11 protein-coding genes are annotated in these 14,774 nt (G+C 55.1%); 6 read left to right on the top strand and 5 right to left on the bottom strand.

Annotated elements, in window-relative coordinates; all coding sequences use genetic code 11:
* Positions 1-312 precede the first annotated feature (312 nt).
* From IEX75_RS24080 to IEX75_RS04840, 4 genes are all read left to right on the top strand, one after another.
* Positions 313-735: a hypothetical protein gene (locus tag IEX75_RS24080; protein ID WP_229720638.1), complete on the top strand. Its 423-nt coding sequence runs from the start codon at positions 313-315 to the stop codon at positions 733-735.
* Between the two features lie 272 nt (positions 736-1,007).
* Positions 1,008-1,208 carry a hypothetical protein gene (locus IEX75_RS04850; protein WP_188793096.1) on the top strand — a complete coding sequence of 67 codons (201 nt, stop codon included), beginning with the start codon at positions 1,008-1,010 and terminating at the stop codon, positions 1,206-1,208.
* Complete coding sequence (locus tag IEX75_RS04845; protein WP_188793095.1) at positions 1,205-2,254, top strand: trypsin-like serine peptidase; 1,050 nt, start codon at positions 1,205-1,207, stop codon at positions 2,252-2,254. Before IEX75_RS04850 ends, IEX75_RS04845 begins: the two co-directional genes overlap by 4 nt.
* A gap of 665 nt (positions 2,255-2,919) precedes the next feature.
* On the top strand, positions 2,920-4,911 hold the full coding sequence (locus IEX75_RS04840) for a glycosyltransferase family 2 protein (RefSeq protein ID WP_188793094.1): 1,992 nt from the start codon (positions 2,920-2,922) through the stop codon (positions 4,909-4,911).
* Positions 4,912-5,286: 375 nt separating this feature from the next.
* Here IEX75_RS04840 and IEX75_RS04835 read toward each other — a convergent pair whose 3' ends face one another.
* Positions 5,287-7,167: a dermonecrotic toxin domain-containing protein gene (locus IEX75_RS04835; RefSeq protein WP_188793093.1), complete on the bottom strand. Its 1,881-nt coding sequence runs from the start codon at positions 7,165-7,167 to the stop codon at positions 5,287-5,289.
* Positions 7,168-7,555: 388 nt separating this feature from the next.
* Here IEX75_RS04835 and IEX75_RS04830 point away from each other — a divergent pair, with 388 nt between their 5' ends.
* Together IEX75_RS04830 and IEX75_RS04825 are read left to right on the top strand one after the other, a co-directional pair.
* On the top strand, positions 7,556-8,746 hold the full coding sequence (locus IEX75_RS04830) for a hypothetical protein (protein WP_188793092.1): 1,191 nt from the start codon (positions 7,556-7,558) through the stop codon (positions 8,744-8,746).
* 148 nt (positions 8,747-8,894) lie between these two features.
* The gene (locus IEX75_RS04825) at positions 8,895-9,980 is read left to right on the top strand and encodes a hypothetical protein (RefSeq protein ID WP_188793091.1); all 1,086 of its coding nucleotides are present in this window, start codon (positions 8,895-8,897) and stop codon (positions 9,978-9,980) included.
* A 51-nt stretch (positions 9,981-10,031) separates the two neighbouring features.
* Here the strand turns inward: IEX75_RS04825 and IEX75_RS04820 are convergent, their stop codons facing one another.
* The 4 genes from IEX75_RS04820 to IEX75_RS04805 all read right to left on the bottom strand — a co-directional run bounded on the left by IEX75_RS04820 (position 10,032) and on the right by IEX75_RS04805 (position 14,745).
* The gene (locus tag IEX75_RS04820) at positions 10,032-11,342 is read right to left on the bottom strand and encodes an MFS transporter (protein ID WP_188793090.1); all 1,311 of its coding nucleotides are present in this window, start codon (positions 11,340-11,342) and stop codon (positions 10,032-10,034) included.
* A 24-nt stretch (positions 11,343-11,366) separates the two neighbouring features.
* Positions 11,367-12,524: an OprO/OprP family phosphate-selective porin gene (locus IEX75_RS04815; RefSeq protein ID WP_188794324.1), complete on the bottom strand. Its 1,158-nt coding sequence runs from the start codon at positions 12,522-12,524 to the stop codon at positions 11,367-11,369.
* 45 nt (positions 12,525-12,569) lie between these two features.
* Positions 12,570-13,871 (bottom strand): dicarboxylate/amino acid:cation symporter, encoded by a 1,302-nt coding sequence (locus tag IEX75_RS04810; RefSeq protein WP_188793089.1) that lies wholly within the window; start codon positions 13,869-13,871, stop codon positions 12,570-12,572.
* A 412-nt stretch (positions 13,872-14,283) separates the two neighbouring features.
* The gene (locus IEX75_RS04805) at positions 14,284-14,745 is read right to left on the bottom strand and encodes a hypothetical protein (RefSeq protein ID WP_188793088.1); all 462 of its coding nucleotides are present in this window, start codon (positions 14,743-14,745) and stop codon (positions 14,284-14,286) included.
* Between the last annotated feature and the right edge of the window lie 29 nt (positions 14,746-14,774).

The raw sequence follows: 14,774 nt of genomic DNA, 5'->3' as shown, positions 1-14,774 counted from the left end.
CCGGCTGGATCTACGGGCAGCACAGGTCCGACTGGATCTACGGGGGGCACAGGTCCGGCTGGATCTACGGGCAGCACAGGTCCGACTGGATCTACGGGGGGCACAGGTCCGGCTGGATCTACGGGCAGCACAGGTCCGACTGGATCTACGGGGGGCACGGGTCTGACTGGATCTACGGGCAGCACAGGTCCGACTGGATCTACAGGTGGCACAGGTCCGACCGGATCTACGGGTGGCACAGGTCCGACTGGATCTACGGGCAGCACAGGTCTGACTGGACCTACGGGTCCACGGGGGCCGACGGGATATTACGTGTACCCCACCGAGCCGCCTCCCAAACCTACCGATCCCTATCCCATCAACCCCTCCCGCCCCCGCCCCCCACACACGACCACAAGCGCCCCCGAGTTCACCAATGGCAAAAGGTATGAGAAGGGCGAGCAGGTGACTCATAACGGCAGCACTTACGAGGCGCAGTTCAATGTTAAGGATGTTACTCCCGGCAGCGAGTCGGATGATGGCGACTGGAAACTAGTGAGTGCCCCCGCGTTCGACAGTAAGCAAAGGTATGAGAAGGGCCAGCAAGTGACTTATAACGGCAACATTTATGAGGCGCAGGACAATATCAAGGGCGTTGCTCCCGACGAGCCGGATCAGACCGACTGGAAACCAATGTCCGGCAATAATCAAGCCCAATCAAACACGCAAAATCAGAATGATGAGGTATCCACTTAAGGAGTAGACGTAACCAAACAGCCTCCGGCTCTGCCGGAGGCTGTGCGCCTGCAATTTGAGTCCGTCAACCGAGTTCAATCGAATGGCTGTCGGTCACGACGACATCCTCTTGTCGGAATATTTAAGTGAATTGAAGGAGTCAAGCCGGGACTTTGTTGCTGAGGTATACCCACGTTTTTTGCCGTCGCTCCGGTAGGAAAATCGAAGTTCACGACAATGCTGTTTCAGAGCGGCTCATCATTCCGGCGAAGGCCGTTACGTGGAGAGAGTACATGGACGTACCCGGCTTTGAGGAGCGAGGAATCCATCGCAAGTACGAAGCATCGACTCCGGCCTTCGCCGGAATGACGATTCGCTTCGAAATGGAATTGAGGCATCCCCCGGATTTTGCCGGTATGGCAGGCAAAAACGTGGGGAAAACTCAGGCTCTGATATTGGTTTTGTTTATAGCAAATAGGCTCATCACCCTATGAATGACGATTTTTCTTACGGATCATCGTTATCGATCCGATCCATGGCTTCAGCAGAAGCACATGAGGTTGAGCCACCTTTGCTCTTGTCGACTGACCCGAAAGCAGGTCTTTTCAAGGCGGTTGGGCGCTTGCAAGCAGGGAGCGGGAATAGCTTGAGTACGGGCACTTTGATTGCTGGATCAGCATCCCCGAATCCAAACAGCCCGGCTTTAATTCTAACCACGCTGCACTCGGCACTTGCCAGCGACTATAAACAATGGCCTAAAGGAGCCGTTCTGAATAAACCCATAGATGGAAACTTTATCCCGGGCTACTTCAAGGACACACAGCCATCGCACAAACCATATCAGCTTGATCGTATTGTGTATGGCGACCCCAATAGCGATACGGCTATTGTCAGCCTGAAAGCCACCTACGGTGATTTAAAAAGACTTGGCATCGAGCCCATGCAGTTGGGCTCAACAAAAATGCATCCCGGCATGCATGTTGAAATGGCGCATGTGCCACAGGAAGGCATACCTGAGAGTGAGCGATTCATGCGATATTCGACAGGTGTCACGGGTACTGCCATCACAAGAAGGAAAGACGATGCTTTGTTTCCTAATGTGGGTACGATGAACCTTTCCGGCGCAAGAAGAGGGTCCTCAGGGGCTGCCGTCATCGCCGGTGGCAAGGTGGTTGGCGTGTTGTTTGATGGGGAGGAGCATCTTGTGCATGGCGTAAATACTTATTTTTCGCCCATCGATCACTTATTTCCAGTATTGAATGTACCACCTGCCGTGCCGAACTCTCGCGAAGTCTTTATTGCTCCGAATACGGGTGCTTTTAAGTACACGCTGCGGCAAGGCCCTGATGCCGGCTGGGATATTTATGTCCGTAAAGACGGCGATGTCATAAAGGTGGATAAGCCCCTGTGGCGCAATCAGGGGCAAGGCCGTGAAAATCGCCCCCTTGCACCACCACCGCCGATTGCCGGGTATCGATATCAAGGGGAAGGCGCCAATAGCGATATTTCGACACTTATCTATGTGCCGGAAGCAGTCTAGGGGGTGCTCCCTTTCCCGTGGACCGGCATGAGGGGTGAATGTCACGCAAAACCCGCGTAGGTTGGGGTGCGAACCCCAACATCGTCATGCTGATCGACACGCCATGTTGGGGTTCGCACCCTGATATATCCCCACGTTTTTCCACCAAAGATCATCGGCAAATCAAAAAAGATAGTTGCAACAGCGCCAGACGCTTTTGCTCGTCATTCCGGCGAAGGCCGGAATCCATGGCAAGTACGAAGCATGGATTCCGGCCGTTGCCGGAATGACGACTCGCTCTGAAACAGTATTAACGAGAACTTCGGCTCTCGCCGGAGTACCGGAAAGCGTGGGGATATCTCAGGGTTCGCACCTCAACCTACGGTGACCAGGCAAGACCAAGCCTTACCGTAAATCTGGCCTCTCGCCCTAAACCCGCGCCATGGAGAGGGAGATAGGTTCGTTTACCGCATTTTTCTGAGTATCAAGCAACGAGGCGCGCGCAAAAAATGTGATCAAGAGACAGGGCCTTCCTTGCCCCTCAACGCCGGGCACGTCCATGTGCCCTCCCCGGATGCGTCTGGGCGACGGAGAATGGGCAGCTGAGGTTCGACACTAATCTGGTTGAAATATGCGGATAACGCCAAGCTCAACGCACGGAAGCTAGATTTGAATGCGAAGCCAATATGGATGATACCTATATGTCAGTGAAGAAGATTGGTTTATGTATGATCGTCAAAGACGAGGCGCATGTCATCGAGCGCTGTCTACGCAGTGTACGTCCGCTGATCGATTACATCTGCATCGAGGATACCGGTTCAACGGATGGTACGCAGGCGTTGATCCGCGCCTTCATGGAACAAGAAAATCTGCCAGGCGAGGTATTTGAAGAGCCATGGCGGGACTTTGCCACTAACCGGAGCATTGCCCTTGAGCGGCTGCGCGAGCAACATCAGGTCGACTATGCATTGATCATCGACGCGGACGATGTGGCGGAGCTGTCGGATGGGTTCGATCCTTCTGCCTTTCGCGCCATGTTGGTGGCCGACCAGTACGGTGTCAGGCTGCAGGAGCTCGGTGGCACGCAATACAGAAGGTGTCAAATCGTCAGCAATCGAAAGGCCTATCGCTATCGCGGCGTGCTGCATGAGTTCATCGAGGGACCGCCGGATAGCACGACAAATTTTACCGACGCGTTTCACATTGTCCGGAGAGTTGAAGGTAATCGTAGTCGTAATCCGCACACATACCTCGACGATGCTCTGGTGCTTGAGCAAGCGCTGAAGGTTGAGCGTGATCCGTTCTTGATCGCACGCTATACCTTCTATCTTGGCCAGAGCTGGCGCGATGCGGGTGAGCCGGAAAAAGCGATCGACGCCTATCTCAAGCGTGTGGATCTCGGCTATTGGGATGAAGAGCGATATCTCAGCCTTGTCAATGCAGCTCGGTTGGCGGAGGGGCTCGGCCACGACGACGACGACGTGTTGGCGCTCTACGAGCGAGCTCAGATCATTTGTCCGTATCGCGCGGAAGCGCTGTGGAGCGCTGCCAAACTTTGTCGAATAAAGGGTCTCCATCAAAAGGGTTATCAACTTGGCAGGCAGGGCATCACTCTCACTATGCCCGATGGCTTATTCATTGATGGCTGGGTGTATGACTATGCTATGAAGGATGAGTTCGCGATCCATGCGTATGGGTGCGGGCATTACCAGGAGTCGCTTGACGTATGCCTGCAACTGCTCGGCGGTAGCAAATTGCCTGTGCACGACCGTGAGCGCGTGGCCGCAAACGCACAATTCGCTGCGGCGAAGCTCGGCGTAAATCGCCGTGTGATCGATCCGACGGAGTTTCCTGAGGCAGGGTCGCCGGTATTGTCACCGGCTGCGCCTGGCATCCGTAGGTCGCGCAGCATTCCTGGCCGCGTTAGCATCATCACGCCAACCTATCAGCGCGGCAGGCTGCTGCGCGCTATGCAAAAACGGGTGCGTGACCAAGACTATCCGGATATTGAATGGCTGATTCTCGATGACAGTCCCATGGAGTGTGAATCGTGCGAGGATCTTGCCGCTCCTAACGTGATCTATCATCGAATCACTGAAAAAATGTCGATCGGTGAGAAGCGAAACTGGCTGGTGGAACGAGCGAAAGGCGAAATCATCGTGCACTTCGACGACGATGATTTCTATGCTCCCGGCTACATTTCCGCGATGGTTGCTGCGCTCTGCAACAGTGACGCCGATCTGATGAACCTGCGCGGATGGTATCTCTACGATGTGCGCTCGAGGTTCCTCGGTTACTGCAATCTCGAGCACAAAATCGGCCCCCATTATCACTGTACCCGTGACGGTGTATCGATGACGATGCTTACCGAAGAGAGCAATCGCAGTCTTTCGCATAATCATCTTGGTTACGGATTTTCTTATGCCTATCGCCGGTCTCTGTGGGAAAAGGCGCCGTTTCCGGACCGGGATCATAATGAGGATGGCGAATTCAGCCTGAAAGCCATCGAGCAAGGCGCCCGGCTTGCTGGCATGCACGACACCCAGGGCCTATGCCTGCATTATCTGCATCAGGGCAGCAGCTCAAGCTGCTTTTCCCAGTATCATTTGCCGGGCGCGCTCCTGCATAGGCTCTTTCCCGAACATGACGAATCCGTTATGTCAGAGAGGAGTACATGACCGAGCACATCGAAGGGTGCATGGTTGTCCTAACCAAGATTTGAGTTTTATCGCGAAGGTGTCGATTTTTAAGTATGTAGGTTGGGTTAGCGCAGCGTAACCCAACATTTCGCAGGGATTCGTTGGGTTACGCTGCGCTAACCCAACCTACGCACTTCGCTGGGCGTAAGTTTTCTTCCGCCCTTGAGTTCAGCGCGGCAGAACTGGCAGGAAGGTGGCGTGCTGCTCGCGCGCAGAGTGCTGGCGGCGATTCATGGACACCCGGTGTAGTCGCGGATGATGGCGATGATCTTGGTGGTAAGAGCTGCCTGAGTAACCATACGTGCTTGAGTGCCTTGGATATCGACATGATCCACGCGGCGTCGCATGGAGCAACTACGCGTGCTGATTTTGGTTAGCGACAGGTTTTACATTTCTGTTTGCGTCACTCGCCACCGAACCACGCGCATCGCCTCCCGTTATCTGTGACTTCGATGCCTCATGGACATTATAGTGGCCTCGCGCAGACGGTTTGGTTATAAAGGGAGCATCCGCAGCAGTGTAGATAATGCCGTCACCAACATCTATGACTCCACCATGGCGCTCTTCATACGTCTTGCCGTTGATGGCGGTGTCCACACCCACGGCCACTTGTATGACGCCGCCGACTGGACCGAAGGCTGCGCTGGCGCGGTTTATGGTATCGCGCCATCCTTCCCAGGCAGTACGCGATTGCATCTTGGCATCCGAGCGTAACCTGCTATCCGTCTGCGTATGCATATCCTCGAAGACATCGGTCCGAATTTTGTTTCTATCCTGGCCGTCATAGTAGTTGAGATAGCTCGGTGCCCAGGAGCCATCGACCAATCCATCGAATCCCTTTTCCACGCCACTGTGGAAGGTGCCTTCCTGGCGGTCGTAGATGGAGAAATGACCAAGCAACGCTTCTCGCTTGGTGAAATCCTTCTGCTTGGCGGGATCCTTGTCCGCTGCTTGAGACTTGAGCCATTGAATGCCTTCCCCCTTGTCGCGCAAGGTTACGAAAGGCGGTTTAATGCCCGGGATGTACATCACCTCTTTTTTTCCATCCACATCCTTTCCATCGGCGCGCTTGAAACGCAGGATGTTGGTAGAGGGGTAGCCGTTGATATCGAAACGTTCGACGGAAACGGATGGATCCGGCGGCATAGGTTTGCTTATCTGCTCGAAGGTCACGGGGCCTTTCAGGGGAACGCCTGGTGCTCCACCCCGCATCACCAATCGGTACTGTTCTGGCGTCAGCTCTCCACTATCGCGAGCCGCACGCGCCTCTTCCACAAAGTTGTAGCGCGCCACGGTGGGCCAGTCTTTCGTATGCTTCCAAGCGCTGTCCAATTCCTTGTTCAATCCCTTGATGTAAGGAAGCTCGCCAAAGGGGGTGGATGCCGCAAACTTGTCAGCGACCTCGGAGGGTTTGAGTTCGTAGCTGTTTTCCTTGGAATAGCCCTTTCCATTGTTTTTAAATAAGCCATAGGCGCCGTCTACGGATCTTAGGTCCTCCTTGACCTTCTCGACGACGTTGTCCTTACCGAAGAACGTGTTTTTAATCCATCCGGGAAGAGTCCGGCTCCATAGAAAGTTGCCTATCTTCTTAAGGCCGTCGCCGACACTGGTGCTATGGGATAGGTCGTCAACGAAGCCGATCGGCGTGGGACTATTGCCGCCGAACATTAAGCCTCCTAGCAAGTCCATTCTTGAAGGTGCGAAAGCGTTGTTGACTTCCTTGATACGGTCTGCGGCTGAATTGGTTTTTGTATCGTGGTTCTGGAAGTCCTTGAAGCCATCCATGACAGCGTCGGTCAGGGTTTGCACCGAATCGGGCTTGCCCTCGGCACGAGCGGCGTCATCTTTGAAGTGCGCAAGCACAATGTCGTCTCCATCGACGCCTAGCGTGCGGTGGATGAACTGCTTTGCTACTTCGTGCGCGTCGATCTCTGGACGAGCCAGTATATGGGTTAGAGCTTGTTGATAACGCTGTGCGTCGTGATGCGTGGCGAAGGGCACAAGGTTGTCTTGGTCATCAAAGGCGGTGGAATTATCCGGGCCAGAAGGCTGCGTTGGGAGGGTGGATTGCGGCCCCGTGGATCCCCAAGAACTGCTTGACTCGCTGGAGGAGAAGGATGCGCCATTCGTGGTGACCGTAGGTCCCGCCGCTGTCGTAGAGGACGTGGAAGCCGAATGTTCGGGCATGACCGTATAAGGTTGAGTGGTCGAAGACGAGATGGTTTTTGATTCCATAATGTAATGCCTGAATCCAATAAGTGAGTGAGCTTATGAAACGGATATTTACGAATGACAGATAAAGTGTTTTTTTAAAACGATCGGTGCTGAACATTACCGATGTTGCACCATATATGGAATTATCTATGTGATGCATCGACGCGAACAGCGATGCTAATCGGTCCGCGCCGTGGTTTTGCTGACTTTTCGCGCTAAACATGTATCACCTTAGTGTCTGGATTTGCGAAAAAATAAATCCAGGAAAACGACAGCTCCTCGACAGCTATCACCCATCATGGTGTGGCAACCGAATTGATCTAGGCGGAGCGGGTCAAGGGCGCATAGTGTTTAGAAAACATTGAAGTGTTGCATTCAATGAGTTTTGTGCATCGATAAGGTGTCTTTCATGTTTAGTATCCATCGTTTCCGTGGTGAGCATCCTGCCCCGCATATTGAAGAAGGGCATTCATCGGCGTCAGACCATTCATCCGGTGCCGATTCCCCGTCCATCAGCGCAGGACATGGACCTGTTTTACCGAGCACTCACCAGCAGCCGGTGATGCCATTTGCGCAGCAGCCCGTTAAGACGTCCATGCATGAGATCAAGTTGCCTGGCGACCCAAACAGATATTGGGTCAACTCATTATCGAATGAACATGGGCGCTTCAAGCTATATACCAAACATCCGCAGACGGATGCGCCAGTGGAAACCGGAAAGATGGTTAGGGCCGACGGCAAAGGATGGCGGCTCGATAACGATGCGCCTGACGACAATCATGTCACGACAATTGTGGTTGAGCCGAATGCCAACCAGCAAGGACCGTCTGCGCCCATTGCCGGCAGTAGCCATCAACATCCGGCTGTACATCAACCTGAGTCGCCATCGGATGGAAGGGATGGGCATGCGCAGGTAGATGAAGTGAATCGAGCCAAAGAGCTGGCGGAAAGCAAGGGATTTAGCTTTCCAAACCCGGACTTCGTGAAGAAAGACCTCGAATATCAGGCGCTGCGGGACGGCGCTTATAAAACCATCGCAGCGCTTATTGATGGCGGCGATAAGATGCATCATGTCACACAGGTATTTGCCGAACTGCGCGGTATTCTTGGGAGGAAGCGTAACGCCATCCAGCTTCGTGACGCCCAGGGAGATGCTTTGTATAGGCTGGACGGTGGATTAAGTCAGTATTTGCTACATAAGGATTGGCGGATTCCCTGGGGCTCCACGCGCAAAGAATTTTCTTTTCCTTCGGAATGGAGCATACCGTGGTTGAAATGGATAGGGTGGAAAGAAGTTCCACCAAAGTACCAGAACTATTCCAGCATCATTGAGGGTAGAAAGGCGGAATTCGAAAAACAGATTGAAAATTATGCAAATAATCCACCGCGTAGTTACGGCGAAGTGGTCGATTTTCGATCCAGGCGGCAGAAGGATCTGAACGACATCATCAAGACGTATGTGGAAGATAAGAGGATGCGCAGGCAGGAGTATGTGTGGCGACGCAATTTTATCTATACAATCTTTGCCGGCATGGGTATCGGCGTAGGAATCGTGTATAGCGTGGATCGTATTCTTGCAATGTTTAATTCAAATAAATAAAATAGTGGAAACTAAAATAAAGATAATAATTATAAAGATTAACTTATAAAAATTAATTTAATTACGAATTATTTATGTTGAGCAATGAGGTGTCTTGCTTTGCGCGGTGCAAGCTTTGCGTGCGACAAGCATTAGCGAGGGTTTTATCATGATGGTCGAACGGATTGATGGACATGTGTTGCATGTCGAGAACGGCGTGAATTCGGCTGCCAATGAAGGCATGCCTCATCCTTTCAGCCAGGCGGAAGCAACGCAAGGCAGCATAAGGCCAAGTTCCCTTGCTTCGGGTGGGTCACGGCTTTGGCTTCCGCAACAGCAGGGCAGCCGGTCAAACCGTGCCTTGTTCAGTCAGGAGGAGAGCCAGTCTCCGTGGCGGCCGACAATAGGACCATGGGGAGGGCAGCCGGGCTCGCCACCGGTAAGACAGCCGAGCCCGCCACCTGTACCTGCAGGTGTGACCGACTTTCAGCGACATGCGCGTCTGGATTTCGAATCGGCCGCCGTTTCCCTGCAGACCGGCCTTGTTCACGGTGTGACGGCCATCGGCGACTTCCAAAACGGCAGATACCTGCTGGGTTTGAACTACGGCGTGAGCACCTTTGGCAATCTTTTGCAGGGTACTAGTCAAGTCTTGAGTGGCCTTTCCAATGTTGCAAAAGCAACTGGACAGAACCATGTCGGCAACCAGCTCAAAGACTTCTCGAACTATTTACGCGCAGGTGGAGGCCCGCTTGCGGGATTTGGCAGATCTCTGCGGGATATAGACACGGCACTTACTACGCTCGCCGACCGAACCAAGAGCCCCTATGAAAAGCAGCGCGACTTGGCCTTTGCCATCGGCACGATCCTTAATACAGCCGGTGCGTCCGGTAGTGCAGTGAGCGCACTCACCGGCAACCCGGACGAATTTTTGCGTCGCGTTGAAACCAGGTTGGCCGACTCGGGGGGTATTTTGCGCGGCTTGCAAAACTTGCAGCGCAATGCGCAAGGTTTGAACAACGCGCTTTCACCCTTCAACCTGCGGAATGTTTCCGCCTATGGCGCTGGAGTGATCTACGGTCTTAGTGAAGCCAGTGCGGGCTTGGGCCATGCGTTGGCCCAGGCATTGAAGGAGAGCGGCTACACGCGTGCGAGCGAGGCATTGACGGCGATTAGCGAGAGGGCTCATAACATAAGTCTGCTTGCTTCGAACACGCAGCTATTGATTAACACCTTGGTGCCGGCTACGCGATGAAACCGTTCGGAAGGAAGCGTCAACGAGCAGTCACGACTAGCTGATGGGTCCTCAGCCTTCGGTGATGCGGGAATGTGTGCGTGTATCGCGCATGCCAGCGTATACCAGCAATGAGCAGGCGATGCAGGCAGTCACATACCAATAGAAGTAGTCCTCATGGCCGATCTTTTTGAACCACAGTGCCAGGAATTCCGCCGTGCCTCCGAATACCGACAGGGTCAATGCGTAGGGAAGGCCAACGCCGATGGCGCGAATTTCAGCCGGAAATAGCTCGGCCTTAACCACGGCGTTGATCGAGGTGTAGCCGCTGACCACGACCAAGGCCAACATGACGAGCCCAAATGCCTGCCACCAACCTTGGACCTGAGTGAGCGAGGACAGAATGGGGTAGGTGAGCAGGGTGCCGAGCACACCGAAGCCGATCAGCATAGGGCGGCGCCCGATCCGATCCGAGAGGGCCCCGAACGCCGGTTGCAGCCATGCATAGATGAACAGTGCGGCGGCGGAGATCGACGTGGCGTCAGCCTTGCTCATGCCGACTGAATTCACCAGGTATTTCTGCATGTAGGTCGTATAGGTGTAGAAAGCCAGCGTTCCTCCCATGGTCAGGCCGATCACCGTAAGTACGGGACGTGGATGACGCAGCAGGGTGCGCAGCGGGCTTGCCACGCGCGTGGCTTGTTTGAACGACGTGGTCTCGTCCATGTTGCGCCGGATCAGCACGGCGATGACGGCCAGCATCGCGCCGATAAGGAAGGGGATGCGCCAACCCCATGCATGCAGTTGCTCGGGCGTGAGCAGAAACTGTTGCAGCACGATCAGCAGCATCAGTGCGCACAACTGACCAGCCACGAGCGTGACGTACTGGATGCTCGACCAGAAGCCGCGTGTTCGGGCGGGCGCCATTTCGCTCAAATAAGTGGCGGACGTGCCGTACTCACCGCCGATTGAAAGTCCCTGCAGCAGTCGCGCCAGCACCAACAGTATCGGCGCAACCAAGCCGATATGCTGATAATCCGGAGTGAGGCCGATGATCAGCGAGCCCAGGCTCATCATGAATACGGATAGCAGGAGCGCAGCTTTGCGCCCCTTGCGGTCGGCAAAGGCACCGAGCAACCAGCCACCTAATGGACGCATCACGAAACCCACGGCGAAGACGGCTGCCGTGTTGAGCAGCTGCATGGTTTGGTCGCCTTGGGGAAAAAACGCCTGGGCGAAGTACAGCGAGAAGGCCGAAAACACGTACCAGTCGTACCACTCGACAAGGTTGCCGATCGATCCACCGAAGATCGAGCGCAGACGCCTGCTTGTGGACATGGCCGGCGTCTGTGCGGTGATGGAGTGCAAGGTGGTGCTCATCATGATCCTCTGTTGATCGGGCATTCCCTAGAAATAGACCTGAGCGCGCAGCTCCGTGATGCTGGGGTGTTGCTGCACGCCTTGCTGGCTGGCACGTGCCTCGACGTAGTTGGCCTGGAACTTGAAATGCTGGGTGAGATACCAATTGACACCTAGCGTGAGATCGTGTTGATGTCCGCCATTTATCGGATCATGGTCGAGGTTCAGCGCACTGTGCCGCAGCAGCAGCTCCACGGCGCCCCACGGGCGGGCGGGTATGACATTGCCGACATTGCCGCCGGCATACGTGCGCGATTCGCCCGTCAGCACATAACTGACGAACAGGTAATAACCGTCCCCGACATAACCTGGCAAGCCTTGTTGGCGCAGGCTGCGTGCTTGCAGGTATTCGCCTTGCAGTGATAGCGGGCCATGGATCCATAAACCTTCGAAGCCCAGGCGGCGATTGCTGTGCACATGGCTCAGGCTACCGGTATCGATCAGCCGCACGTCGGTAAGCCCGGCTTCCGGGCGAGCACGCCAGCGCACCGATGCCGGCGTGTAGACACCGCGGCCGTCAGTGCTGCCGTGTGGGTGCTCCAGCGAGGCGGATAGGCCAAGATGGAGCACATCAGCTTGTTGTTTGCGCGGCGTCCAGGCGGCACGCGCCGTCACGGTGTTGCCGTCGTTGTTGCCGTTGAGGTCGCTTGCGAAGTAATAGCCGAGATTCAGCAGGTAGCGCGGCCGTTCGAACGCCCAGTCGATGCCGGTACGGCGAGTCTCGAAGAATGCCTGCATCGGCAACGCCATTTCCACGAAGCTGTTGGCGCGCGAAGCCGTGCCGCCCTCAAAGCCAACTTGAGGCTTGCTGTGGCCTAGGCGTATCTGGCCGTAATCCTTGCCGAACAGCCATTGGCTATTCACGCGCCAGAACACATCCAACCAGGATTTGGACTGGAAATCGAAGTAGACGATCGCGTCCCATTGTCCTTGCTTACGCGCGCTTAGCCCGAATTCCTTGCGACGATGCGTGTGAGCATCCTCAATGACAGCGTTGTGGCGCGCGAACATCGCGTCGTACTGATAATTACCGGTGATATTCCATTGGGTGCCATCGGGACTGGTATAACGGGTCGGCCATTGGTTGAGGTCGTAAGCGCTGGCGGTAACACTCACACCCATGCCCAGGGCGCACTGCATTAACATGCGAACAGATTTCACGGCAGCCTCCTTGCAGAGAGAGGGTTTGTTTCACGGTGTTTCTGAGGTGCTCAACGGTTTTGGTGCGGTGGACTGAGGTTGAAGGGGATTGAGAACAGCTTGCAGGCTGGCGTGGTCGAGCTCCCTCTCCCAATGTGCAACCACGATGGTGGCGACGCCGTTGCCGATGATGTTGGTGAGCGCGCGTGCCTCGCTCATGAAACGATCGACGCCAAGGATCAAGGCCAGGCCCGCCACCGGTACCGCCGGCACGACGGCCAGGGTGGCGGCCAGTGTGATGAAACCGGCGCCGGTCACGCCCGAGGCGCCTTTCGACGTCAACATGGCCACAGCGAGCAAGGTCAGCTCCTGAGTCAGCGTCAAGTCAACGTTCAATGCCTGGGCAATGAAGATTGCGGCCATCGTCAAGTAGATATTGGTGCCGTCGAGGTTGAACGAATAACCGCTCGGCACGACCAGACCGACCACCGACTTGGAGCAGCCCAGGCGCTCGAGCTTTTGCATCAGCGGGACCAGTGCGGATTCGGACGACGAGGTGCCAAGCACCAGCAGCAGCTCTTCGCGGATGTAGCCCAGAAAACGGATGATGCTGAACCCGGTAGCCCGCGCAATGGCGCCGAGCACCACCAGCACGAACACGGCGCAGGCCAGGTAAAAACTTCCCATCAACTTCAGCAGCGGTCCCAGGCTGGCCACGCCGTATTTGCCGATGGTGAAGGCCATGGCGCCCATCGCGCCGAGCGGAGCCAGGCGCATGACCATGCCCATGATGCGGAAGAACACGCTCGACAGTGTCTCAAGCAACGTCAGCACCGGCTTGGCGCGTTCACCGACGTGGACCATGGCAAAGCCGAACAACAGTGCCAGCAGCAGCACCTGCAACAAGTCACCTTGGCTGCTGAATGCGTCGGTGAACGTGGTCGGGATCAGATGCAGCAGAAAGTGCGTGATGCTTTGCTCGTGCGCCGCGTTGGCATATTTGCTTGCCACGCTGGCATCAAGGGATGCCGGCGTCACATTGAAGCCGGCGCCGGGCTTCAGCGTGTTGACCACAAGCAGACCCGCCACCAACGCAAAACTGGATACCACTTCGAAGTAGAGGATGGCTTTGGCGCCGATGCGGCCGACTTTCTTGACGTCTGCCACACCGGCAATACCCAATACGACGGTGAGAAAGATGATCGGGCCGATCAACATCTTCACCAGGGCAATGAAGCCGTCACCCAGTGGCTTGAGCGCGACGCCCGTGTCCGGAAAATAGTGGCCGATCGCTCCGCCGAGGAGAATGGCAAGCAGCACCCAGAAATAGAAATGCCGATAAATGGCCCGCATCCGTCGTTCCTCTAAATGTTCGGCTGCAGGCTGCCAAAAGGGCGACGGAAGAAAAATACTACGTACGAGTTAGGACCTTTACTAACTGTTTGCGGTATCCAACGACACGCCCAGGATCTGGTGCAGGGGGCGCACAGAAGGCCGCTACCGACAAACCGCTTGTTGACGGCTTGGCCAGTAAGCCCCGTCAGCCTGCTCTGTTCAATCGTTGCTGTTTACGGCTCATGCTTATCTCCAGAGGAACTGGCGCGCTACTGTTGGCTTGAGTGAGCGTAGTGAGAAGAACGCTGCGGAGTTATCGATTACGCTCAAAATGGATCGAAGAGCTCAAGGTTCTGCTAACCATCGCCAATCAGAAAAAACCATGCGCCGCATCTATTGGGAAGCTACGGCGCAGGAAATTCCCCTAGCATTATGTGCTTGATGAGTTGCTGGTATTAGTGCCAGTACCAGAATTTGATATGCCCGGCGAGTACCTGGCATCCTGGAACATCGAGTTAATGAGCGGCCGCAACCCAGGGTGATCCTGGGCGCTCTGCTGAGCCCGCTGCACAAACGACTTTGAGTCGATGGATGGGGCCTGAGAGCCGCCCCCTTGTCCAGACCCTTGCGGAGCCGGCTCGGAAGGCGATTGGTAGATGTTTGACATCGCCCATTGGCGAAAGTCTTTCAGCGCCGCAAGAGCGTTCTGGGCAGCCTGCGGGACGTTGGGGCCTCCTTGCGCCGTTTCCTGCATTCTCTGCTCAAAAGGTGATGTGTTGGACGTGACTTTTGATTGTAAATTGCTGCTTTGATGGATGCTGCCCGAGTTTGATGGGTTTACGCCATAATTCGGAGAAGATGAAAAGTTATTAATACCGCCTATGCTGCTCATAAAGATCCTTTTTGATCTGAGATCGATCG

The organism is Dyella nitratireducens (assembly GCF_014642835.1).
Classification (GTDB): Bacteria; Pseudomonadota; Gammaproteobacteria; order Xanthomonadales; family Rhodanobacteraceae; genus Dyella_B; species Dyella_B nitratireducens.
This window is presented reverse-complemented; position numbering and strand designations above follow the sequence as displayed.